The organism is Enterococcus sp. 4G2_DIV0659, assembly GCF_002140715.2.
In the GTDB taxonomy this organism is placed as follows: domain Bacteria; phylum Bacillota; class Bacilli; order Lactobacillales; family Enterococcaceae; genus Enterococcus_L; species Enterococcus_L mansonii.
On sequence record NZ_NGLE02000001.1, the window covers coordinates 1,793,837 to 1,817,016 of the forward strand.

Genomic DNA, 23,180 nt, shown 5'->3' on the forward strand with positions numbered 1-23,180 from the left:
CATCTTTGAATAGTTTTAGCGATAGGTAGCTAAAAACGGCCAACAACCGTTATCTGTTTTGAGGCAGGAGAATCCTAATCCTGTGAAAAAAAGTGGAACCACGTGTAAACGTCTTTTGATTGTATTTAATTCGATCAAAAGGCGTTTTTTTGACGAGTCCTTTAATGATAAGATTGAAAGAAACTATAAAAAAGAAAGGACAATAATATGGCTTGGTTAAAAAAAGCAGTGAATGCAGTGAAAAAGAATGATCCAGCAGCCCGTTCAACAGCAGAAGCTTTGTTAACATATCCTGGGCTACATGCATTATTTTGGCATCGCTTTTCTCATTTTTTATATCGCCATCGCTTATTTTTGCTTGCAAAAATTCACGCTCAATTTTGGCGGTTTCTGACAGGAATAGAAATCCATCCAGGCGCTAAAATTGCAGCCGGTGTTTTTATTGATCATGGAATGGGTGTTGTCATTGGTCAAACGGCCGAAATTGAAGAAGATGTTGTGTTGTTTCACGGAGTAACATTAGGTGGAACAGGGAAAGATGTTGGCAAGCGTCATCCCACAGTAAAAAAAGGGGCAATGATTCATGCGCATGCACAAATTCTTGGACCTGTTACCATTGGTGAGCGGGCAAAAATCGGCGCATCGGCAGTCGTTTTAACAGATATTCCAGATGAAGCAACGGCTGTGGGAATCCCAGCGAAAGTTGTGCGAATTAAGGGAGAAAAAATGGAGGTAACACATGATTCAAATTTATAATACATTAACTAGAGAAAAAGAAGAATTTAAACCAATAGAAGCAGGAAAAGTTAGGATGTATGTTTGCGGGCCGACTGTTTATAACTACATTCATATCGGTAATGCTCGTAGTTCTATCGCTTTTGATACGATCAGACGTTATTTTGAGTATCGTGGGTATGAAGTAAACTATGTATCAAATTTTACAGATGTGGACGATAAAATTATACGAGCAGCTAAAGAGTTAGGTATCACAGCCCCTGAAGTTGCTGATCGATTTATCAAAGCATTTGAAGAAGATACTACGGTATTAAACGTAAAAAAAGCGTCACTAAATCCGCGTGTAATGGATCATATGTCGGATATTTTAACATTTATTCAAGCGCTGATTGATAAAGGCTATGCGTATGAATCGCAGGGAGATGTTTATTATCGCACACGTAAATTTGAAGGATATGGCAAACTCAGTCATCAATCTATCGATGAGCTAGAAGTCGGTGCTAGCCAGCGAACAGGTGTAGAACAAGATCTCAAAGAAGACCCATTAGATTTTGCCTTATGGAAGAGTGCCAAAGAAGGGGAAATTTCTTGGGATTCACCGTGGGGATCAGGTCGTCCTGGCTGGCATATTGAGTGCTCTGTCATGGCAACAAAACATTTAGGTGATACAATTGATATTCATGGCGGAGGACAAGATTTAGAGTTTCCTCACCACGAGAATGAAATTGCGCAAAGCGAAGCGAAAACAGGACAAACCTTCGCAAATTACTGGATGCATAACGGGTATGTAACGATTGGCGAAGAGGATGAAAAAATGAGTAAATCTTTGGGAAACTTTGTAACTGTTCATGAATTGGCGAAGCAAATCGATCCTCAAATTTTGCGCTTTTTCATGGCAACTACACAATACCGTCGTCCCATCCGTTATAGTGAAACCACAATGAAAGAAGCTGGCGTAAATTTACAAAAGCTAAAAAATGCGTTTGAGAACCTATCTTTTAGAAAGTCAGATGCATCGTCAGAACTTGAAGAAGACAGCAATAAATTAAAAGAACTGGTGGATTTAGAAACACGTTTCATTAATGAGATGGATGATGATTTCAATGCAGCTAATGGAATTACGGTAGTCTATGAATTGGCTAAATGGCTAAATCAATACAGCGAGCAACAAAATGTTTCAGTGACAGTCACTGAAAAAGCGCTCGAACAATTTACACAATGGTTGAGTATTTTCGGTATTGTTTTTGCAGCCGAAGAATTAGTAGATGAAGACATCGACCAATTAATTGAAGAACGCAATCAAGCACGTAAGAATCGTGATTTTGCTCGTAGCGATGAAATCCGTGATTTATTAAAAGACAAAGGAATAACCTTGGAAGACACAGCGCAAGGAACTAGATGGAGAAGAAGTGAATGAGAGATTATACCCAATTGAATGGTTTGGCATTGGCTTATGTAGGAGATGCGATTTATGAAATCTATATCCGTGACTATTTGGTAGAACAAGGACAAACCAAACCTAACACCCTGCATCGGATGGCTACGCATTACGTTTCAGCGAAAGCACAAGCCTTTTTAATCCAAGGCATGCTGGACGAAGATATGCTGACTGAAAATGAAGAATTAATGTATAAACGCGGTCGTAATGCCAAAAGCCACACATCAGCCAAAAACGCAGATATCACAACCTATCGAATCGCCACTGGTTTTGAATCATTGATGGGGTATCTGCATTTAACAAAACAAACAGAACGTTTGGAAGAATTAATTACATGGTGTATAAAAAAAGTAGGTGAAAAAAATGAGAAATGACAAAAAGCGTCCATTTAAAGGCAATAAACAAAAAAAGACTCCTCCTTTTAAAAAAGAGCCAATTAGAAAAGAACGAGAAGTCTCACAAGAAGCCATCGAAGATAATTTTGTTTTCGGCAATCATGCGACAGTCGAAGCGATTCAACAAGGTCGCGGCAATAAGCTATTTCTTCAAGAAGATAGCAAAGGCGAAAAAGTTGAGCACCTTAAACAATTAGCCAAAGAAAATGCAGTGCCAGTAAAATGGGTACCAAAACAGAAACTAGACACAATGACCGATCATGGTGTGCATCAGGGGATTGTATTGGCGATTACGGCTTACGAATATCTAACGTTAGATGAATTACTCGATCAGACGAAAGAAAAGACAGAGACGCCATTTTTCTTGATTTTGGATAGCTTGGAAGATCCTCATAATTTTGGTTCGATATTAAGAACAGCAGATGCGACTGGTGTCGATGGAATCATCATTCCAAAACATCGTGCGGTAGGAATTACACCCGTTGTCACAAAAGCGTCAACTGGCGCAGTTGAATATGTTCCAGTAGCTCGTGTCACGAATTTAGCGCAAAGTATTGCTACACTAAAAGAAAATAATTTTTGGATTTTTGGAACAGACATGAATGGTACAGATTACCGTAAATGGAATACACAAGGCGCTATTGCTTTGATTATCGGGAATGAAGGTCGTGGGATGAGTCAGGGGCTTCATAAAGAAGTAGATGAAATGTTGACGATTCCGATGAACGGACATGTGCAAAGTTTGAATGCAGGTGTTGCAGCAGGTTTATTGATGTATGAAGCCTACCGTGGACGAAATCCCTTGTAAATGTAAATAAATGGCGAGAAAAAAGCTTTTCCTTTAAACGTAAGCTTTTTTTTCGACCTCTTAGTAAAGTAGGTGACAAGTAAAATGAAAAAACAGTTGCTGATCGTTGATGGATATAACATGATTGGTTCTTGGCCTGAATTAGTTCAATTAAAGAATCAAAATAAACTCGAAGACGCTAGAGAAGTTTTGCTGCAACGTTTATCTAATTATGCAAAATACGAAGATTTAGAAGTAATTGTTGTTTTTGATGCGCAGCTAGTTCCAGGAATTCAGCAAACGTACAAAAAATATCTTTTAACCGTTATCTTTACAAAAGAAGAGGAGACAGCTGATAGTTACATAGAACGCATTGCAGGAGAAAAAAATGATCGTTTGACTCAAGTTACTGTAGCAACAAGTGATTTAGCAGAACAATGGTTGATTTTTTCAAAAGGTGCTTTACGTACATCTGCTAATGAACTGTATAAAAGTGTTCAAAAGTCAGAACGAACAATTGCCATTCATGCAACAGATATCCATTTTCAAGATTTTCGGCGAAATTCTCCTTGGAATTCAACCCAATTGTCAAAATTGTCCGAAAAGTTGGAAGAATTATCCAAAAAGAAAGATTAAAATTGATTTATTGCTCTGTTCTTTTTAAAAAAATGGTACGCTTCTTTTAAGCGCTTTACTCGGGATGTATGGCGTTTGAAAGGAGGATGTTGGTATGAATAAGTATGAGGACATATTGACAGGAGGTACATTGGTATTCGATCGAATGTATAGGAAGTATCACCCAGTCGTTTACAACTTTCGAAAGAAGTACTATCTAAAAGATTTCGATCAAGAAGATTGGTTACAAGAAGGCCGGATAATTTTTCATCGTTCATTAGAAAAATACGAGGATACACATCATGTTTCAATTGGGAAGTTTTTCAAGATGAACTTTGAAAACCATATCCGCAGTTTAGTGAGAAAGCAATGTGCACTTAAACGAACAATTGACACACAATCAGTATCATTAGAGCAGAAGATGGAGAGTCAAGGAGAATTATTTTTTGATTATATTGGGACAGAAGATGCAGATGTACTTGAGCAGATGATCATTCGAGAAAAACTGGAGCAGTTGCCTACAGTACTATCACCGTTTGAACGAGTAACATTTCAAGAATACATCAATGGTAAAGAGATAGAAGAAATTGCTGAAGAGATAGCAAGTCGTGAAGTAACCGTTAGAAGCGCTTATGATCGTGCAAAAAAAAAGATCAAAGCAATCATTTATGATTAAATGAGAAATTGATTATTTTTCACATGAAATAATTATCCATTTATGAATTATAATTAGTTGCAATTCATTTTCTGCTATGGTAAACTTGTAATTTTTATTATTATGTGATACAATGGCATCTGAGGTGAATGCAATGCCAACAACTTTAGCTTCCATTAAAAAAGATTTAGAATGTCGTATCGGCAGCAAAATCACATTAGTTGCTCAGACCGGCAGAAAGCGTCAAACTGAACGTAAAGGTATTTTGACAGAAACATATCCATCTGTCTTTGTTGTAGATTTAGATCCAGACGAAAACTCATTTGAACGAGTTTCTTATAGTTATTCTGATGTGCTGACACGCACAGTTGAGATTGAATTTGTCAGTGAAGCAGTCTAAAAATTACTGATTTAAAAGTAGAGCTAAAGCCGTTTCGCTTTAGCTCTACTTTTTTTATTTTATAACTGAGCACTTGCTGTCGTTTAAGGAATTGCGCGTTTGAAACCATTCGTTTATAACTAACTATAATGGAGAAATAGCTCTATGCTCATCGATATAAGAACTTTATTTATAAGTGACATCAGTGGAGCTGAAGAAGCGTTTGAGTAGTTAAAAAGTACAAATAGTAATAGAGAACTATGAATTCTGTGTAAATGAAAGGATTTATAATTTTTTGTGTTGTATTTGTAAATTATATCAATTTTTCAACAAATCTATACATCTCTAACAACATATGGTAGAATTTAAAAGATTGTGAAGTTGGCTAGGCAGTAGGTTAGATAGGTGAAAAAAATGGAAATCATAGAAAAAGCACCCGCAAAAATCAATTTGGGGTTGGATGCTCTCTATAAACGTAAAGACGGTTATCACGAATTAGAAATGATTATGGCTAGTGTAGATTTAGCAGATCGGCTGACTTTTGAGCCTTTGCTGAAAAATGAAATAATACTCGAGACAGATAGCTCTTATTTACCAGTAGATAGAAGAAACCATGTATATCAAGCAGCAGAATTGCTTAAAAATACATATAATTTGACTCAAGGAGTTAAAATTAACATAGAAAAAAGAATTCCTGTAGCTGCAGGCTTAGCTGGTGGAAGTAGCGATTGTGCAGCAACTTTGCGCGGATTGAATCGTCTTTGGCATTTAGGCTTATCCTCAGAAGAACTGGCAGATTTAGGTAGCCAGATTGGCTCAGATGTTCCTTATTGTATTCATGGAGGAACTGCGTTTGTTACTGGTAGAGGAGAAAAGATTGATTTCTTGCCGCCGATGCCGCAATGCTGGGTAGTTTTGGTTAAACCTAAGATGAGTGTTTCTACTAGTTCTATTTTTGGCAGTTTGTCGTTTAATAGCATCCAACACCCAGACATTCCAGGTTTAAAGCAAGCTGTTGAAGCAAGTGACTTTTATTTGATGACTGAAAAAATCGGGAACGCGTTAGAAAGTGTAACGATTAAGCGTCATCCAGTGATCCAGCAAATCAAAGACCGTATGTTGCAATACGGGGCAGATGCTGCATTGATGAGCGGCAGCGGCCCAACGGTATTTGCTTTATGTGAGAAAAAAACTCGAGCACAGCGAGTTTATAATGGTTTAAAAGGTTTTTGCGATGAAGTTTACATGGTGCGAACACTAAAATAAGTCAGAAAAAAATGAAGAGTGACTGTTTTTGGTCAATTCTTCATTTTTTATTTATTTTCTCTTGACGGAACCTCTTCCTTCTGTTAAATTAATTCTTGCTACCAAATCGTAAATGTTACGATTTGAATAAGATAAATCGAAATGGGGAAATAACGATGAGAAAAAATAACTGGAAGTATAGTGTAGGACTATTTTTGGCAGCCATGATTTTTATATTAGGCGCTTGTAGTCAAACAAAAGAACAAGAAAAATCTGGAAAAAGTGATACAATAAACGTTGTAACTACTTTTTATCCAATGTATGATTTTGCCAAAAATGTTGTAGGTGATGCAGGTGATGTTCAATTATTGATTCCTGCTGGCACAGAACCACATGATTATGAGCCAAGTGCTAAAGACATTGCGAAGATAACAGATGCTGATGTGTTTGTTTATAATAGCCATGAATTAGAAACATGGGTTCAAGATGTTCTGGAAAATGTTGATAAGAAAAATGTTGCTGTTATAGAAGCAGCTGGCTCAATCGATTTAATGGAAGGTGCTGCACATGAGCATGACCATGAAGAAGAAGCTGACCACGACGAGCACGATCATGATCATGAGTTAGATCCTCATGTTTGGTTAGACCCAGTTTTAGCGCAAAAAGAAGTTGAAGCGATACGCGATGCATTGGTGAAGAAATATCCTGAGAAAAAAGAAACCTTTACAAAAAATGCAGCAGCGTATTTAGAAAAATTGAATGAGCTAGATGCACAATACAAAGAAGCCTTCACTAATGCTAAAAATAAAACATTTGTCACTCAACACGCAGCATTTGGTTACTTAGCAAAACAATACGGACTGACTCAAGAATCAATCGCGGGAATTTCACCAGACCAAGAACCATCACCCAGTCGCTTAGCGGAGCTGAAAAAATATATTAAAGAACACAATGTATCAGTGATTTATTTTGAAACTTCTGCTTCATCAAAAGTAGCTGAAACATTAGCACGTGAAACAGGCGTGGAATTAGCGGTACTTAATCCGTTAGAAAGCATCACGAAGCAAGAACAAGAGAAAGGCGAAGATTATATTTCAGTAATGAAAGCAAATCTTGACGCATTGAAAAAAAGTATTAAGTAAAACATAAAAGGCGAGGTAAAAAGTATCGATTTTTACCTCAGCCTTAGGTTGTTTATTCGTCTAATGAAGGAGTAGAGTCATGCATTATTTAGAAGTTAAAAATCTCACATTTTATTATGATGATGAACCTGTTCTAGAAGAGGTTTCCTATTACGTTGATCCAGGTGAATTTGTCATTTTAACAGGGGAAAATGGTGCGGCGAAGTCTACGTTGATTAAAAGCACTCTAGGGTTGTTAAAACCCACAAAAGGTGAAATCACGATCGCTAAAGAAAATACCGCTGGAGAAAAACTTAGTATTGGGTATATTCCTCAACAAGTTGCTTCTTTTAATGCAGGTTTTCCAAGCACGGTAATCGAACTAGTTCGTTCAGGACGTTTTCCACGTAATCGCTGGTTCAAGCCACTAACCAAACGAGACCATCAGCATGTTGAAAAAGCATTAAAAGCAGTAGGAATGTGGGACATGCGCCATAAACGGATCGGAGAACTTTCTGGTGGACAGAAACAGCGTATCAGTTTAGCTCGTATTTTTGCGACAGACCCTGATTTATTTATTTTAGATGAACCAACAACCGGGATGGATGAAACGTCTAGAAATGAGTTTTATCGCTTGTTAAGGCATAATGCTCATGACCATGGCAAAGCGATTTTGATGATCACGCATGACCATGAAGATATTAAATCTTATGCAGATAGACAAATTCGTTTGGTTCGGAAGGAGGATTCACAATGGAGATGCTTTCATATGAGTTCATGAGAAAAGCTTTTTTAGCCGCAACGTTTATTTCAGTGATTGCCCCAATGTTAGGTGTGTTTCTTGTAATTAGAAGACAATCTTTGATGGCGGATACTCTTTCTCATGTATCGCTTGCGGGAGTCGCCTTAGGGTTTTTCTTAAATTGGAATCCAGATATCATGACATTGGTTGTTGTGATTATTGCGGCCGTGATTTTAGAATATTTACGCATGATTTACAGTACATATTCTGAGATTTCGATTGCTATTTTGATGTCAGGAGGCTTAGCCTTGGCGCTAGTCTTGATGAATTTAAGCGGCGGTAATTCTGCTGCAAGTATTCAGTCGTATTTATTTGGCTCAATCGTGACGATTACTTGGCAGCAAGTGGTGATTTTAGCGGTTCTTTTCGTTGTATTGGTGATTTTGTTTGCTTTATTCAAACGTCCGATGTATGTGTTGACTTTTGATGAAGATACAGCGCATGTGGATGGGTTGCCGATTCATTGGATGTCAATGTTGTTCAATGTGATTACAGGTGTGGCGATAGCGGTAATGATCCCGATTGCTGGGGCATTGTTGATTTCAGCGATCATGGTGTTGCCTGCGGCTATCGGTATGCGGATTGGCAAGGGATTTAATACGGTCATTATTATTAGTGTGATTATGGGATTGATTGGCATGCTAACAGGATTGACGGGGTCTTACTATTTAGAAACACCGCCAAGTGCCAGCATTACCTTGATTTTTATCGGTTTATTTATTCTTGTGAGTATCCTTCGTAAACTGATAGTGACCATGCAGCGAAATAGAAAAATTAGCCAAAGATAGCGTGTGTATTTAAAGGAAGATAAGAGTAAAAACGAAAGTTTATACTTTTATCTTCTTTTTTGTGGCATAAATTGCGAACTATTTTGCATTTTTTTCAAAAAATGCTCGAATTTTTTTGCTAAACACCTTATAATAGGGAACGATAGATTGAAAGCGAATGTTACTTGTTTTTATACGCTTGATTCATAAGGAATAATAACTATCAGGTTGGACAAAGAAAAAGGAGTATTTATTATTTACTGGTAGAAAAATAATAAATAACGAACCTATAAAAAAGAAGGCGCACCACGAATGAAAGTTAGTGGAATATGCAGCTAAAAGGAAAGAGGAGAAGAAGTGACAGAGTCGAAAATTCGGAGAAGTGAACGTTTGATTGATATGACCCAGTATTTGTTAGAGCACCCACATACATTGGTTTCTTTGACCCATTTTGCACAGCGTTACAAATCAGCTAAATCATCGATAAGTGAGGATTTAGCAATCATCAAGAAAACATTTAAACAAAGAGGAACAGGTATCCTTGAAACGATTCCAGGAGCGGCAGGCGGTGTGAGATTTATTCCTGAAATTCCATATGAGGAGTCAAAAGAATTAGTATTAGCGTTGTGTGAACGCTTATCAGAGCAAGATCGTTTGCTTCCAGGAGGCTATGTGTATCTTTCAGATTTACTAGGTCAACCGGAGTTATTACGTCAAGTAGGGCGTATTATTGCCTCTAAATATTTAGGCGAGCAAATCGACGCTGTTATGACGGTAGCGACAAAAGGTGTGCCGATTGCTCAAGCTGTTTCGTATTATTTGAATGTTCCGTTTGTGATCGTTCGTCGTGATTCTAAAATCACTGAAGGATCAACCGTAAGTGTGAATTATGTTTCTGGTTCATCTGAACGAATCGAAAAAATGGAATTGTCAAAACGTAGTTTAAAACGAGGTTCAAGAGTGTTAGTCGTGGATGATTTCATGAAAGGCGGCGGCACAGTCAATGGGATGAAGAGTCTGATTGAAGAATTTGAGGCTGAACTTGTTGGGATTACGGTTTTTGCAGAGTCTAAATTTAAAGGTGAGCGCGCAATTGAAGATTATACCTCACTGCTTTATGTGGAAGATGTAGATACACGGACGAAAACAATCAAGGTGGTTCCTGGGAATTATTTTGACGAATAAAAATAAAGCCAGTCATCAGAAATGATGTGCTGGTTTTTTTTTCATTCTATTTTTTGAGGAAGCAAATTATGAACTGTAGTTCTAATTTGTTTAGACTTTAAACAGTAGAAACACAGTGAGTATAAAGCAATGGCAAATTGACTAGCTTCTATATAAAGCCTTTCAAGATGTAGATTAATTTTCTATAATTTGTTGGTTTTTTCATTCATATAGTTTATAATGAAGACGGAAACTGTATAAGTAATAACTGACTGGGCTCTTTTTTAGAAACAAAGAAACTAAGAAAGGGGGAATGTCAATGTATAGTGATGATTATTGGACATTTTCCAGAAAGGAAATGTTCGTGTCTGTTTATGAAGCATTATCGTTAGTCATTGGTGCTGTTGGAATTGCAATCAACAGTGTCACTCTAACAGTGTTGCTCGTAAGAAATCTTGGTAGACAAAAAAAGTAATCATAACTTAACTTTGGCCGGTTAATATGATTACTTTTTATTAATTAATGTTTAACTGTTCAGTCAGCTTACAACCAAACACAGTTTTCATAAAAAAGATCTGTTGACGCAGGTCTTTTTTACTACTTCTACACCTTCATACTACTAATCTTAGTATGATTTGTCAACTGATTTATCAACATTTCAACAGAAATGTAATAAAAATTTTTAAAAAATTGTACGTCTTTTAAAGGTAAAGGGTTGAGAGAATCTATAGGCATAGTATGACCGATGTAATAATATGCTCACAATAAACGTATCTGCTTAACGAAAAAAGTAATTAGGTGTATAGTTAGTATGTAAGAAAATTTATCCAGCTTTTTTCTACACACAATGGTTAAAAAATCTGGATGATTTAAATGAAAGAAGGACAATATGATGGAAAATCAAGAAAAAGTACAAATTTTAAAAGACATCGTTGCAATTAAATCAGTGAATGGTAACGAAAAAGAAGTCGCAGAGTATTTAAGCCAACTATTTAAAAAACATGGCATTGACTCAAGTTTTTTAGAGTATGACACAGATCGTGACAACTTGATTGTAGAAATCGGCAATAAAAATAGTGAAAAAGTTTTAGCTTTTTCAGGTCATATGGATGTTGTCTCAGCGGGGAATGAAGCGGATTGGACATCAGATCCATTTAAACCTGAAATTCGTGATGGAAAAATGTATGGTCGTGGTACGTGTGATATGAAGAGTGGGTTAGCAGCAATGGCTATTGCGATGATCGAGCTAAAAGAAGAAAATGCAGCGTTTAATGGCCGTTTGCGTTTACTAGCCACAGTGGGTGAAGAAGTAGGTGAGCTTGGCGCAGAGCAATTAACCAAAGAAGGCTATGTGGATGATGTGACCTCAATGGTGATTGGTGAACCTTCTGGCTATGCGGGAATCGTTTATGCCCATAAAGGGTCTATTAACTTTAAAGTAAAATCTCAAGGGAAAAATGCTCACAGCTCTATGCCTAAATTAGGTGTAAATGCGATTGATCATTTAAATGATTTTTACACAAGAGCCAACGACATGTTCCGTAGTGAAATCCATACAGACGAAGTTTTAGGTGAGTTTATTTATAACGTAACGATGATTTCTGGCGGCGAACAAATCAACAGTATTCCTAGTGAAGCCAGCCTTCAAGGAAACATTAGAACAATTCCTGGGTATGACAATGATTTAGTTATTCAAAAAATGAACGAACTTATCGATGAGTTGAACCAAAAAGATACCTATCATTTAACTTTAAGTATTGAAGCGAATAAAATTTCTGTGAAAAGTGAAAAAGATTCTGATATCGCTAAAATTGCGCAACAAGTAGCGAAAAAACATGTAAATGTGGATATTCCAATGGTTGGTGTCTCTGGTACGACAGATGCAGCGGAATTTACAAAAGGGAAACAAGCCTTTCCAGTGATTATTTTTGGTCCAGGTAATGAAACACCCCATCAAGTTGATGAATATGTGGATGTGGATAATTATTTGGAAATGGTAGATATTTATAAGGAAATGGCGACGACCTATTTAGCATAATTGAGTCTATAATCTAAAAAACAAACAGTTACTTATCACATAGTAGTAAACAAATGGTTGGCTGTAATGAGCGATAAGTAACTGTTTGAAACGAGCAAGCTCTGCAAAACTTGCTGGTTTTTTGCTTAACCATCAGTACCTGTTTTTCATGTAACAGATACTGATTAAAGCTAGGCTATCAATAATCGATCATTAGTTGCCATTCAATCGGATAAAACGTGAAACTCTTTATTTATCTTTACCGTCCATTTGTATATGCATTGACTTGGCTGCCTTTTTTGATTGAATGGTAAACGTATGGTAGTGATCGATCTTGATAAGCTAGCGGGCAAACGCCAAGAGATAGAAACAAGAATACAATATGCTGTATTCAAAAAAGAACAAGGCGCTTGCTGATTATAAAAAGAGCGAAAAAATACGGTATTAGCTACCAACTAATACCGTGCAAAAGTGCAACAAATAACCACCGACTACTTCCAATGACTCAAACTTGTAAAAAAGCACTAGTATTTCTTACAAAAATTGAGTAAAATGAAAGAGTCGATATGCAAATATTGACTAGGGCAACTTATATTATTAGTTTACGCTGATAATATGAGGCTCTGTACGAGGATGTCCGTCCTTGCACAGAGTGCCTTTTTATTTTGTTTTTCGCTCTAATTATCTAATGTTTAAAACACAAAAAAATGATATTAGTCAGCTACTAATACCATGAAGCGTTCGTTAAATAACCATTCACTAACTTTATTGAGTAGAAAAAGAGTGGAAATCTTTTATTACTTTTAGTAAAATAAGGTTAGTCAATAAGAAATTATTGGCGAGGCAACTTGTATTATTAGTTTACGCTGATAATACAGGGCTCTGTTTTGAAGATGTCCGTCTTCTGACAGGGCGCCTTTTTTTATTTTATGTTGTAAATTTATTTTAACTTAAAGACATTATAAGAGTCAATAGAATCTTGGGAAACAATTCAAATAGTCAAAATTGTCCGGAAAGAGGAACAATTTTGACAAAAGAGGTGGGATTTTTTAATATTTTTCTTGTGTTGTTGGTGGTGGAAGGTGCTTTAAAAGAGTGCCATGAATTGTTGACTAAAATGTTTCGCTTCTATACATTACATTGGAAATTATAAGAAAGACTCTGAATTTGAAAAATAGTAAAAAGAAATATAGATACGTTTAGGTATACTTATTTGTTAGTTTACAGGTTTTGATAAGCTATTCAAGTATTGATTGATAGCCTTTCAGGTACTTTCAGACTATCGTCTTAGAAGTTCGATTAAACTAGATTTAGACAAGAGTTGGTTCTTGTAAATAATATAAAAAGAGGTGATATTTAGTGCGTAAACTTACAAAAAATGAAGCAAGTTCAAAAGCGGCAGGAGCGGTTTGGTATTGTTGGTGGGTAACATCAACATGGTTGCGTTGTGTACGTATCGCTTAATTACTAAAGAAAGTAAGCACTACAAGGGTCTGAGATATAACTATTGAAGTTATATCTCAGACCCTTAAAACCAAACAAACAGCGGGAACAGAAGCAACCCCTTCGTAAATAAGCTGAAATTGCTATGAAACAATAGTAAGGTATGAATGGATATAGATTAGTACCCTACCTTAGTTTTCAAAGCTAAGCACTTTTGGGGGTCACCTCATTTTGTCCCAACCTCTTTATAAAATCAAAAAGAACAGCTATTTTAGGATACAGAAAGGATGCTGAAATAAGATGAAAAGAATAATATACATATTTACAGTTGTTTTTGCAGTTACTTCTTCACTTTCAGCCTGCACGCCGAAAAAAGATCAGGCAGATAATGTAAAGGAAGAAAGTAGTCAAACAAGTAAATTTGAAGTAAATAGTTCTGTGCCATTAGAATCATCCACTTCTAAAGAAAATACAGAAACAAGTAGTAAAAAGACAGCAGATAAAAAACAGACTCAAACAGAAATTGCTGGATCTGAACTGGATGAGTTGAAGCAAAATGGCGAAACAACAATAGGTTTGGTTGTAGATCCCAAAAATCAAGACTATAAACTATTGTTGGATGCTGTAAAAGAAATTTGTGAAGACCGAAGCTTAAGCTATTACATTATTGATGTAACTAATTCTGATAATAAAGCTTGGCTTAATGAAAATGATGTGAAAAAAGATATGAACATCGCTATTATCCATGGAAAAAGGATAACACTGTTTGATTTACAACATAAGAATGAGTATAATCCTGTGCTATTAGGTTCTATCGTAGATGGAATTATGGGTAAAATGAAAGAAACGGAAGGAAATTAAAATGAAAGAAAAAAATAACAAAAAGAAAAAAATGTGGAAAGTGTTGCTTTCTGTTGGTATAATAGTTATGTTGATAGGTGGCGGAGTGACTTTGTATTTATATAATAAAGTCGGTGAGATTCCAAAAGATGGCAAAATCGTTGGTGATCAAGAAATGCAGAAGATGATTGAAGATGCTGAAAAAAATGGAGCTAAAGTGGAAATTGTCGAATGATTATTGAGGAACTAGCATTTGGTGCTATTAGGATAACAAAGATTAAGTTTGTTGTATAAGTTTTCAACTTTTATAATAGTCATTTTGTAGAACAGGAGTAGGTTGTTTGTTGTCATTTTTTTTAATGGGCGTAGATTCATTTTTCAGTATTGCATTGTTTATTTTCCCCATATATTTATTTCTAAATAAGAAAATTAAAAAAGTATGTATTTTAGCTGGAGTATCTTCTTTCGCGTTTTATATTCTGTATGCGAATCTGCTAGTACCGTATTTCTTTTCAAGTGGTGGTATAGCTTTATCAGCGATTAGTTTATATTCAATTATCACGTTGTGTTTTTTGGCTATGTGGTATTTACTTGAAAATAAGCGGGTTGATAATTGGATAGAATCCATTTTAATTGTTCATTGTGAAGTTATAGGCAGTTGGTTATTAGTAAGTAAACTTGTTGTATTTATCCTTCAAAGTTATTCATTATTTATTCATGTAGCAATAATTATTCTAGTTAGCCTTTTTATGCTTGTTTCTATTTTTTTTAACATCAAGATTCTTAATTATTTTGGCAAAAGAAAACAACAAACATTATTAATCTGTCTATTATTTTTCTCTTTAATTGGATTATATATGTATGACATCGTGCTGCCTCATTTGGTGAAGCCAGAAATTATAATTGATGGAAACATAGAGAGCACAACAAAGCTGTCTATGTTAAAATCATCATTGTCGCTGTTCATCTTATTTGTTATTATAGCTGTCGTTATCGGAGGGATTATTCTAAAGGATCGTTTAGCAACAAGAAAGATAAAAGAACAGCAAGAGAGAGAAGTACAACTTGAAAATTATATATGTGCAATGGAATCGATGCAAACAGATATACAAAAAATTCATCATGATTATAAAAACTTAGTCATCGCTATTGGAGGATACCTTCAAAATGAAGATACAGATATATCAGGCCTACGTAAATACTATAAAGATATTTTAAAACTGGAAAAAGATACATCATTAAAAACAGTTCACTTATCTAAACTAAAGAAAATAAAAATTCTTGAGCTAAAAGGATTACTAGTAGCAAAGATTATTCAAGCAACACAGAAATCCATAAACATAAATATGGAAGTTGAAGATGAGATATCAAGTCTCCCAATGGATAATGTTGATTTGACCAGAATTGTAGGAAATTTATTGGATAATGCAATCGAAGCAAGTTTAGAATGTCAAAATCCAGAGATTAGAATAGCTTTTATTGTATTGGACAAATATACATTGATAATTATAGAAAATACAACATGGTTAACAACTTTGACGACTAAAAATTTTTCAGAGTATGGTGTTTCCAGTAAAGGAAAAGATAGAGGAATTGGACTATCTAATGTTTTCGAATTGTTGGAAAACTATCCTTTGATAGAGCTAGATACAACTTTAGAACAGTCTAAATTCAGGCAAACAATTATTTTCCCAAATTGATGAGAACTAGATATTATTTAATAATGAGAACTGAGTAGATACGATAGACTATTGTATTACTAAGTTCTTTTTTTACAGTTTAGTTTTCTGTAGCTACAAATGAATGATACAAATTTTTTAGTGGAGTGAGGTAATATCATTTAGTACTTAATAGTTTATTATCACTGCAAAAACATTTAGGTATACTTGAATGTACGAAAAAATTTTTTTTGATTTTTTAAGGTAGTAGAAAGAACCCAATTGAGTATATGACCACTTTGATTAACAATGTTTGGCTATAATCTATTTGTATATATTGCAGAGAGAGGAAGCAGATAATGATGAAAAAGAAAGTAGCTATAATTTTAGTAGGAATAGTCATAGTGTTAATGCTAATAGTATTTTTTGTAGTAAAAAATAAAAAAAATAAAAACGTAGTACAATGGACAACGTATACAATAAGGAAGCCGGAAGATTTGATTCTTTCTGGAAAAGTTGTTTCAAAAGCAGAACAAAGAGTTCAATATAATTCTTTGTTAGGAGAAATTACAAAAGTGAATGTAGTAAATGGAGCGCAAGTAAAAGCAGGAGATGTCTTACTTACATATTCTAGCCAAAGTAATCAAAACTCTTTGAAAGAAAAACAGGCATTGCAAGCTCAATACACAACGAATATTACAAACTTAGAAAATGATTTATTTCTGGCCAATGAAAAACTAACGAAAGCAAAAAATGAAAATAATGATACCGATAAACAAAACGCTGAAACAGAAATAAATTCGCTGGAAACAAGCTTGACAACATATAGAGATCAACTCACAGATATCAATGCACAAATATCAACTTTAGAAAATACATCTGAAACGGTTGTTACTGCAAATTTCGATGGAAAAGCAAAAGTAGATGAAACAGCTAAAAGTGATAATAGTAAACCTGTGATAGTACTATATAGTAATGATCTTTTAATAGATACTTCGGTTACAGAGTATGATGTCGAAAAACTTAAATCTGACCAAGAAGTAACAGTGGCAAGTACGAACCAATCAAGACAAGTTTCTGGCAAAATCAATTTTGTCGGTACAATCCCAGTATCAGAGGATACTGTAGTCTCTAATTACAAAGTACAAGCTACATTGAATGAACCTATACCATTAGGATATTCTGTTCAAGTGAAAGTACCGCAAAATGAAGTCAATGTTCCAGCGAAGGTAGTACTTGATGATAAAGATCAAAAATATGTTTTTAAATACGTAAAAGGAAAAGCGAGCAAAACAAAAGTTAAAGCAGAGGTAATGGATGGTTATACACGAATTACCGAGGGGTTGCAAATAGGAGACAAGGTTATCGAAAACCCTAAAGGAGTGAAAGACAATATGGATGTGAATGTAAAATGATCCAATTAAATAATGTGGAAAAGTATTATGAAATAGGTGATGAAAAACTATGGGTATTAAGAAAGGTAAATCTAAACATTCAGAAAGGTGAGTTCACAGCAATTATTGGCCCATCAGGCTCTGGCAAATCATCATTAATGAATACAATTAGTTTTTTAGATGGAGATTTTTTAGGAGATTATCTGTTTAATAACGACAATGTCTATCAATACTCTGATAAATATTTATCTAAGATTAGAAATGAAACAGTGGGCTTTATCTTTCAATCATTTAATTTGATTGAAAACAATACCGTTTATGAGAATGTTGAACTTCCTCTCCTTTATGCAGGTTTTTCCCACAAAGAATCTAAAGAAAAGATTATGAATATATTGAGACTTGTGGGCATACCAGATAAAGCAGATAAGTTTCCTAAACAGCTTTCGGGGGGACAACAACAGCGAGTAGCTATCGCACGCGCATTGATAAATAATCCTAGTTTTATTGTAGCTGATGAGCCTACAGGAGCATTGGATACGCATACTTCGGAAGAGATTTTGAATTTATTTAAAAAGCTGAATGAGGAGCAAGGCGTAACGATTCTTATGGTAACCCATGATCCAGAAGCTGCGGCCTATTGTAGTCGGATTATAGAAGTTAGGGATGGGAAAATTTTAGATCAAAAGGTGGGGAGCTAATTTATGAAGTTTTTGATGATTTGGGAAACAGCATTAAAATCTGTAAAAAAGAATGCTCGGCGAAGCTTATTAACGATGTTAGGACTTGTGATTGGAACAGCAGCAGTGATTACTATTGTCAGTGTAGGACGTGGTTACGAAAAATTTCAAACAGAAAAAATGTTACCAAATAGTGACGGAAATACCATCCAAACAACGGTCAGTTTTAACCCAAAGGATGAAAGTGTTGAAAATAGTAATATTCGTTTTTTTAGTCTTAGTGACATTGAAAAAATTAAAAGCATCGCTGGAGTTATTAAAGTAGAATATGAAAAAGAGGACGTAGAAAAAATATTTAGAACGCAAAATGTTACGTTAAAAGAATATTCAAAATCAACAAAAATGAGATTAGCTTCCTCTACTGGGAGAGAAGTTAAATATGGTCGAACTTTAAATAAAAATGATGTAGTCAATCGTAATAAAGTAGTCATTCTATCATCAGTCGTAGCTACTCAAATTGATACAAATAGTGAGTCACTTGTGGGGCAATCTTTAAAAATAGGCATGGAAACATTGGAGATTGTGGGTGTTTATGAAGGGAGTTATTCAGAAAGTAGTGTTATGGAAATTCCAGCGAGCACTTACCGCTATTATTGGAAAGACAGTTCTCCTAAAAATTTAACGATTACTTTATCTAATAAATATTCGAGTACACTTATTGGACAAAAAGCAGTTGAGCTTATGAATAGTGAGGGAGAGGTGAAAAAGCTGGGAGAATATTCAAATGCAAGTAGTGCTGGAATGGTTGATTCTTTAAGCTCTATGTTTCAAAGTTTAACATTATTGATTTCATTTGTAGGTGCAATATCACTATTTATTTCAGGAGTAGGAGTAATGAATATGATCTATACTTCAGTGTCTGAAAGAACAAAAGAAATTGGTGTTAGACGTGCAATGGGTGCAACAGAGAAGGCGATTCAGATACAGTTTTTACTAGAAGGTCTCACGCTAACTTTATTAGGTGGACTATTTGGTTATATTATTGGCCTTTTCCTAGCTAAATTAATTAGTATGCTTATGAGTTTCACGTTTGTTCCGGATATATTTACAGCCATTTTAGCTGTAATTATTTCTGTATTTATAGGTGTGATTTTTAGTTATTTTCCATCAAAATCTGCTACTGAGAAGGATATAGTGCAACTAGTCAAATAATGAAAAAGGGAGAAAAAATGATTAATATTCATATTTGTGACGATAAAGAAATTGAATTAAAACAAATTAAGAAGGCATTGTCGTATGCTAAATCGGTAATAGATTCAGAGATAGAGTTTCACAATGTAACAACTAAGCCTTCAGAAATTTTGGCATATATTCCCACTCCAACGGTTAAGGATGTTTATTTTTTAGATATCGATTTGGAATTACCTAACTTGAACGGGTTGTCTCTAGCCGTTCAAATTAGAGAGAGAAATCCCAGCGCTTTTATTTGTTTTGTTACAACACATGCTGAAATGAGCTATTTGACTTTTAAATATAAGGTAATGGCATTTGATTTTATTTTAAAAGATAGTTATGAGAACATGTTGAATAGTTTTGTTGAGTGCCTCAGAGCTTTAGTGAAACAAGTAGAGTCATTAGAAGAGTCTAGGGAAGAAGTAATCGAATTAGACTCTTACCATGAAAAGAAGAGAATTAAGGTAGATAGTATCATTGCTTTTGAAACTGTAGGAAATCATAAAATAAGAATGTATGGGGATACGCAAGTATTGAATTTGTCAAGAAGTTTAGCAAGTTTGAAAAAAGAGTTACCTGATAATTTCTTGGATTTTCATAGAAGTTATCTAATTAACTCAGACAAAATCGCTAGTTACGATAAAGTAGCAGGAAGAATCACTATGTCTAATGGTTTAGATGTATATGTTCCTACTAGAAAAAAGAAAAGTGTATTTTCGATGTTAGAAAAATGAGTTGGTTTAGGAGGGGAAAATGAAAAGGTACGCGCATGTAATGCAAAATGAATCCAGTGATTGCGGAATAGCCGTTGTACAAACTATATTACAACAATTAGATTTAAAAAGTATGAATCTAGCTGAAAGAATGCAGCAAGTTTTTGATCAAAAAAAATCGCAAAAGTCTATCCAAGGGTTGACACTACAAGATATTCAAGACATTTTTAAACAATATGGAATAATAGCTGATTCGTATGAAGTAGCTGATTTTGAAGAGCTAACTTTCCAGAAATTTCCATCTATTATTATGATAGAGAACGAGGGGATGCCTCATTATTGTGTCATTCATCATATGGATAGTGATAATGTTACTATATCTGACCCATCAAAAGGAAATGTCGAAACAAAAAAAATCATGGATATAAAAAAAAGATTTATGGGTTTTGCAATTTGTATTAGTGACGTGACAGAAGTTGAACAGAAGTTAGCTCATTTTAGTTACCCAGGATTAATTGTTAAAGAAACAATCAAAGATATTCCATTTTTAAAAAGAGGTATTGCTATTTTATTATTAATTATCAGTTTGACTATTCCAATTGTTATTACTTATATTACAGAGTTTATTTTAGGGAACTATTTGGACATGGTTGATCACTTATTTTTAGTGTATATAAGTATATTTTTTATTTGCATGAGTAGTTTATACTTTGTGATGATGAAATTTAATACAAAGTTTAAAATTGAATTAAATAATAAAATTGAAGAAAAAATTTTAACGTTATATTTTAATAACAAATTACGAGATATTGAAGCCAGAAAAAATATGAGCAATCTAACTGCTTATTTTTGGAATATCATTATTGCTGTCAAAGGATTGCTTGAAAAATTTTATCTGTATATTAATCTTCTTTTTACAGCCCTTTTAATCATTATTTTGGCAAAATATAGTTTATTTTTATCAATATTGTTATTAACATGGGTACTGATTTTCAGTATAGTTGTAATGCCTTATGTAGCTAAAGTCAGACGAGGATATAAGTTGTTTATTGCTTCTTCAAATGCATTTTCAGGTAGTTTTGAAGAATCTATTCGTACAACTCTAGATATTAGTGTATTTAATAAGGAAGAAGATGTGAAAGAAAATTTTAAAAAGCGTATGAATGATTACTTTGAGAGTACGTTATATGTTAGCGAACGAGAAATAGAAACGACAGCGTTAATGGAGATTGCTAGAATATTAATGTTGCTAAGTTTCTTTTGCTTGTATTGCTATTTATATATGAGTGGAGAGCTAGAGTTACTTAGTGCATTAGGAAGTGGTATATATGTCTTGTATATTGCAACGAGTGGCTTGAATACAGTATTTTCTAGTTACCTTCAATATATAAAAAGTAAAGATGCAATTGAGTATATTGAAAGCAGAAATGATTTTAAGGAAACTGTAAACAAAGAAATATGTGAAATTGACAGTTCGAGCATCGAACATATGCAAATTGAAGACTTGTCATTTTCTTACGCAGAAAAGATAATCATAGAGAAAAAATCTTTTGAATTTCAGGCAGGTCAAATATACGGCATTGTAGGTTCTAATGGTTCAGGCAAAACAACGCTAATAAAAATAATTAGCGGTATGTTGAAAAATCAAACAGGTACATTTTACATTAATAAAGAATTAGTATATCAAAACTTAAATGAAACCAATATTAATGAGTATATTTCTGTGTATAGTACAGAAATGGATGTTTATCAACAAACCATTGGGAACAATGCTTTGTTCAATCTTTTTGTGAATGAGGAGCAAATGATTTCTAACCAACATGAAACTATTCGTTTTAAAGAGGATATCGGATTAGAGTTAGAAGAAAATTATCTTGTAACTGCTTCAGGTACAAATCTTTCGCAAGGGCAGAAACAGAAATTACTTTTATTAAGAACTTTAAATAGAAAGGCAGATATTTATATATTTGATGAACCTACTGGAAACTTAGATGAAGAATCAGAAAATAAATTTATGGAAATTCTATCAGTTATAGCAAAAGACGAAAATAAAATAATCATTTTAGTAACACACAATGCAAAAGTTATAGAAAACTGTGATTATATATATACATTGGATTAGGAGCTAGAAAATGAATCGAAAACAGTGGCTTATTACAGGGATAGTAATTTTAATGATTTTTTCTGCATTTGCTATGTATAAAAAAATAATATCAGCGGATAAAACATATAGCTTTGAAGAACTATCAGGAAAAGAAGCAATGGATCGAATTAAAAAAAAGGAAAATATGATCTTGCTTTATAGTTCTAAAGATTGCAAAGCTTGTCGCGTGTTTTCTCCTATTTTAGAGAATGTTGCAAAGGATTTTAATGTAAAGATATACTTATTAGATGCAGATAAACAATCAACAGAAAAAATCGCGACAGCTTATAACTTATATGTGACTCCAACAATATTGAGTTTTAAACAAGGCAGTGTGGATAGATACGAAAATGCACGAGGAGAACAAGAAGTGAGGGATATCGTAAAAAAATGGAGTGAGTAGATGAAAAAAAAGAACGGTTAGTTATATATTTAATGTTAATTGGCTTGTGTGCAACGATTTTTTATATCTACTTGTTAAAAAAACAAGTAGAGGTCAAGGTAAATGAGTTAAACATTGAAAAAGAGCAATATCCAGAAATTTATAATGCGTTAAATTCTGTGACTTTTTCATCGTTTGGAAAGAAAATAAAAGACGGTGAAAGTTTAGTTGTTTATATTGGACGACCATCTTGTAGTGACTGTACAACATTCGAACCTGAATTAATAAAAATGATTAATGAAAAAAAATTGAATGATAGGGTGTTATACTTAAACGTTAGCGAGTTGAAAAAAGATAAAGGGCTCTGGGCAAAGTATGTGGAAAATTATGAATTACCCTATACGCCTACATTAGCAGCTTTTAGAGAAGGCAAAGTAGAGAATCAGGTAAGTTGGACCCCGGAAAAAGGTTCAGATCTAAAAGCATTCGAGAATTTTTTAGATGCTCTATAAAGATTTTTAGATGGAATTGGTAGTAGGAAAAATATATTCGGTGGAGATTGCGTTGCGGCTAGACA

24 protein-coding genes and 1 other annotated feature (1 of these 25 cut by a window edge) are annotated in these 23,180 nt (G+C 34.2%); all 24 genes read left to right on the top strand.

Going from position 1 to position 23,180, the window contains the following annotated elements; translation table 11 throughout:
• Positions 1 to 119: a binding site (T-box leader), on the top strand (it extends 89 nt beyond the left edge of the window).
• Positions 120 to 207: 88 nt separating this feature from the next.
• A complete protein-coding gene (gene epsC, locus A5880_RS08255) occupies positions 208 to 756 on the top strand; it encodes a serine O-acetyltransferase EpsC (RefSeq protein ID WP_086330502.1) in 549 nt (182 codons plus the stop codon).
• Positions 740 to 2,152: a cysteine--tRNA ligase gene (gene cysS / locus A5880_RS08260; RefSeq protein ID WP_086330503.1), complete on the top strand. Its 1,413-nt coding sequence runs from the start codon at positions 740 to 742 to the stop codon at positions 2,150 to 2,152. Before epsC ends, cysS begins: the two co-directional genes overlap by 17 nt.
• Positions 2,149 to 2,547 carry a Mini-ribonuclease 3 gene (locus A5880_RS08265; protein ID WP_086330504.1) on the top strand — a complete coding sequence of 133 codons (399 nt, stop codon included), beginning with the start codon at positions 2,149 to 2,151 and terminating at the stop codon, positions 2,545 to 2,547. Before cysS ends, A5880_RS08265 begins: the two co-directional genes overlap by 4 nt.
• Entirely contained in the window at positions 2,537 to 3,376 is an 840-nt protein-coding gene (gene rlmB, locus A5880_RS08270; RefSeq protein WP_086330505.1) for a 23S rRNA (guanosine(2251)-2'-O)-methyltransferase RlmB, read from the top strand. Before A5880_RS08265 ends, rlmB begins: the two co-directional genes overlap by 11 nt.
• An 84-nt stretch (positions 3,377 to 3,460) precedes the next feature.
• Entirely contained in the window at positions 3,461 to 3,991 is a 531-nt protein-coding gene (locus A5880_RS08275; protein ID WP_086330506.1) for an NYN domain-containing protein, read from the top strand.
• 94 nt (positions 3,992 to 4,085) lie between these two features.
• The gene (locus A5880_RS08280) at positions 4,086 to 4,646 is read left to right on the top strand and encodes a sigma-70 family RNA polymerase sigma factor (protein WP_086330507.1); all 561 of its coding nucleotides are present in this window, start codon (positions 4,086 to 4,088) and stop codon (positions 4,644 to 4,646) included.
• A 133-nt stretch (positions 4,647 to 4,779) separates the two neighbouring features.
• Positions 4,780 to 5,025, top strand: coding sequence for a Veg family protein (locus A5880_RS08285; RefSeq protein WP_069663217.1), 246 nt, complete (start codon positions 4,780 to 4,782; stop codon positions 5,023 to 5,025).
• A gap of 393 nt (positions 5,026 to 5,418) precedes the next feature.
• Positions 5,419 to 6,270, top strand: coding sequence for a 4-(cytidine 5'-diphospho)-2-C-methyl-D-erythritol kinase (ispE, locus tag A5880_RS08290; protein ID WP_086330508.1), 852 nt, complete (start codon positions 5,419 to 5,421; stop codon positions 6,268 to 6,270).
• Positions 6,271 to 6,425: 155 nt separating this feature from the next.
• Positions 6,426 to 7,391: a metal ABC transporter substrate-binding protein gene (locus tag A5880_RS08295; RefSeq protein ID WP_086330509.1), complete on the top strand. Its 966-nt coding sequence runs from the start codon at positions 6,426 to 6,428 to the stop codon at positions 7,389 to 7,391.
• A 79-nt stretch (positions 7,392 to 7,470) separates the two neighbouring features.
• Entirely contained in the window at positions 7,471 to 8,151 is a 681-nt protein-coding gene (locus A5880_RS08300; RefSeq protein ID WP_086330877.1) for a metal ABC transporter ATP-binding protein, read from the top strand.
• Positions 8,124 to 8,960, top strand: coding sequence for a metal ABC transporter permease (locus tag A5880_RS08305; protein ID WP_086330510.1), 837 nt, complete (start codon positions 8,124 to 8,126; stop codon positions 8,958 to 8,960). The genes A5880_RS08300 and A5880_RS08305 overlap by 28 nt, the downstream gene beginning before the upstream one ends.
• A 336-nt stretch (positions 8,961 to 9,296) precedes the next feature.
• A complete protein-coding gene (purR, locus tag A5880_RS08310; protein ID WP_086330511.1) occupies positions 9,297 to 10,124 on the top strand; it encodes a pur operon repressor in 828 nt (275 codons plus the stop codon).
• 298 nt (positions 10,125 to 10,422) lie between these two features.
• Positions 10,423 to 10,578: a hypothetical protein gene (locus A5880_RS08315; RefSeq protein WP_179190410.1), complete on the top strand. Its 156-nt coding sequence runs from the start codon at positions 10,423 to 10,425 to the stop codon at positions 10,576 to 10,578.
• 417 nt (positions 10,579 to 10,995) lie between these two features.
• The gene (locus A5880_RS08320; protein WP_086330512.1) at positions 10,996 to 12,141 is read left to right on the top strand and encodes an ArgE/DapE family deacylase; all 1,146 of its coding nucleotides are present in this window, start codon (positions 10,996 to 10,998) and stop codon (positions 12,139 to 12,141) included.
• 1,722 nt (positions 12,142 to 13,863) lie between these two features.
• Positions 13,864 to 14,424, top strand: coding sequence for a hypothetical protein (locus tag A5880_RS08325; RefSeq protein WP_086330513.1), 561 nt, complete (start codon positions 13,864 to 13,866; stop codon positions 14,422 to 14,424).
• 1 nt (position 14,425) lies between these two features.
• Positions 14,426 to 14,638, top strand: a complete 213-nt coding sequence (locus tag A5880_RS08330; protein WP_086330514.1) for a hypothetical protein — start codon at positions 14,426 to 14,428, stop codon at positions 14,636 to 14,638.
• Between the two features lie 106 nt (positions 14,639 to 14,744).
• On the top strand, positions 14,745 to 16,103 hold the full coding sequence (locus A5880_RS08335) for a sensor histidine kinase (RefSeq protein ID WP_086330515.1): 1,359 nt from the start codon (positions 14,745 to 14,747) through the stop codon (positions 16,101 to 16,103).
• Positions 16,104 to 16,423: 320 nt separating this feature from the next.
• Positions 16,424 to 17,476 carry an efflux RND transporter periplasmic adaptor subunit gene (locus tag A5880_RS08340; RefSeq protein WP_179190412.1) on the top strand — a complete coding sequence of 351 codons (1,053 nt, stop codon included), beginning with the start codon at positions 16,424 to 16,426 and terminating at the stop codon, positions 17,474 to 17,476.
• The gene (locus A5880_RS08345; protein WP_086330517.1) at positions 17,473 to 18,153 is read left to right on the top strand and encodes an ABC transporter ATP-binding protein; all 681 of its coding nucleotides are present in this window, start codon (positions 17,473 to 17,475) and stop codon (positions 18,151 to 18,153) included. Before A5880_RS08340 ends, A5880_RS08345 begins: the two co-directional genes overlap by 4 nt.
• Positions 18,154 to 18,156: 3 nt before the next feature.
• On the top strand, positions 18,157 to 19,344 hold the full coding sequence (locus A5880_RS08350; RefSeq protein WP_086330518.1) for an ABC transporter permease: 1,188 nt from the start codon (positions 18,157 to 18,159) through the stop codon (positions 19,342 to 19,344).
• A gap of 17 nt (positions 19,345 to 19,361) precedes the next feature.
• Positions 19,362 to 20,099 carry a LytR/AlgR family response regulator transcription factor gene (locus A5880_RS08355; protein WP_179190413.1) on the top strand — a complete coding sequence of 246 codons (738 nt, stop codon included), beginning with the start codon at positions 19,362 to 19,364 and terminating at the stop codon, positions 20,097 to 20,099.
• Positions 20,100 to 20,118: 19 nt separating this feature from the next.
• Positions 20,119 to 22,200: an ATP-binding cassette domain-containing protein gene (locus tag A5880_RS08360; protein ID WP_336577040.1), complete on the top strand. Its 2,082-nt coding sequence runs from the start codon at positions 20,119 to 20,121 to the stop codon at positions 22,198 to 22,200.
• 10 nt (positions 22,201 to 22,210) lie between these two features.
• Positions 22,211 to 22,624, top strand: a complete 414-nt coding sequence (locus A5880_RS08365) for a thioredoxin family protein (protein WP_086330521.1) — start codon at positions 22,211 to 22,213, stop codon at positions 22,622 to 22,624.
• 32 nt (positions 22,625 to 22,656) lie between these two features.
• A complete protein-coding gene (locus A5880_RS08370; protein ID WP_086330522.1) occupies positions 22,657 to 23,115 on the top strand; it encodes a thioredoxin family protein in 459 nt (152 codons plus the stop codon).
• Positions 23,116 to 23,180: the final 65 nt, after the last annotated feature.

Bases quoted from the DNA above. Each gene is read 5' to 3' on its own strand.
- A5880_RS08355 (WP_179190413.1), top strand. From the start codon at position 19,362: ATGATTAATATTCATATTTGTGACGATAAAGAAATTGAATTAAAACAA.
- A5880_RS08320 (WP_086330512.1), top strand. From the start codon at position 10,996: ATGGAAAATCAAGAAAAAGTACAAATTTTAAAAGACATCGTTGCAATT.
- A5880_RS08340 (WP_179190412.1), top strand. From the start codon at position 16,424: ATGAAAAAGAAAGTAGCTATAATTTTAGTAGGAATAGTCATAGTGTTA.
- A5880_RS08315 (WP_179190410.1), top strand. From the start codon at position 10,423: ATGTATAGTGATGATTATTGGACATTTTCCAGAAAGGAAATGTTCGTG.
- A5880_RS08265 (WP_086330504.1), top strand. From the start codon at position 2,149: ATGAGAGATTATACCCAATTGAATGGTTTGGCATTGGCTTATGTAGGA.
- A5880_RS08350 (WP_086330518.1), top strand. From the start codon at position 18,157: ATGAAGTTTTTGATGATTTGGGAAACAGCATTAAAATCTGTAAAAAAG.
- ispE (WP_086330508.1), top strand. From the start codon at position 5,419: ATGGAAATCATAGAAAAAGCACCCGCAAAAATCAATTTGGGGTTGGAT.
- cysS (WP_086330503.1), top strand. From the start codon at position 740: ATGATTCAAATTTATAATACATTAACTAGAGAAAAAGAAGAATTTAAA.
- A5880_RS08325 (WP_086330513.1), top strand. From the start codon at position 13,864: ATGAAAAGAATAATATACATATTTACAGTTGTTTTTGCAGTTACTTCT.
- rlmB (WP_086330505.1), top strand. From the start codon at position 2,537: ATGAGAAATGACAAAAAGCGTCCATTTAAAGGCAATAAACAAAAAAAG.
- A5880_RS08280 (WP_086330507.1), top strand. From the start codon at position 4,086: ATGAATAAGTATGAGGACATATTGACAGGAGGTACATTGGTATTCGAT.
- A5880_RS08275 (WP_086330506.1), top strand. From the start codon at position 3,461: ATGAAAAAACAGTTGCTGATCGTTGATGGATATAACATGATTGGTTCT.
- A5880_RS08370 (WP_086330522.1), top strand. From the start codon at position 22,657: ATGTTAATTGGCTTGTGTGCAACGATTTTTTATATCTACTTGTTAAAA.
- A5880_RS08305 (WP_086330510.1), top strand. From the start codon at position 8,124: ATGGAGATGCTTTCATATGAGTTCATGAGAAAAGCTTTTTTAGCCGCA.
- A5880_RS08360 (WP_336577040.1), top strand. From the start codon at position 20,119: ATGAAAAGGTACGCGCATGTAATGCAAAATGAATCCAGTGATTGCGGA.
- A5880_RS08365 (WP_086330521.1), top strand. From the start codon at position 22,211: ATGAATCGAAAACAGTGGCTTATTACAGGGATAGTAATTTTAATGATT.
- A5880_RS08285 (WP_069663217.1), top strand. From the start codon at position 4,780: ATGCCAACAACTTTAGCTTCCATTAAAAAAGATTTAGAATGTCGTATC.
- epsC (WP_086330502.1), top strand. From the start codon at position 208: ATGGCTTGGTTAAAAAAAGCAGTGAATGCAGTGAAAAAGAATGATCCA.
- A5880_RS08330 (WP_086330514.1), top strand. From the start codon at position 14,426: ATGAAAGAAAAAAATAACAAAAAGAAAAAAATGTGGAAAGTGTTGCTT.
- A5880_RS08300 (WP_086330877.1), top strand. From the start codon at position 7,471: ATGCATTATTTAGAAGTTAAAAATCTCACATTTTATTATGATGATGAA.
- A5880_RS08295 (WP_086330509.1), top strand. From the start codon at position 6,426: ATGAGAAAAAATAACTGGAAGTATAGTGTAGGACTATTTTTGGCAGCC.
- A5880_RS08345 (WP_086330517.1), top strand. From the start codon at position 17,473: ATGATCCAATTAAATAATGTGGAAAAGTATTATGAAATAGGTGATGAA.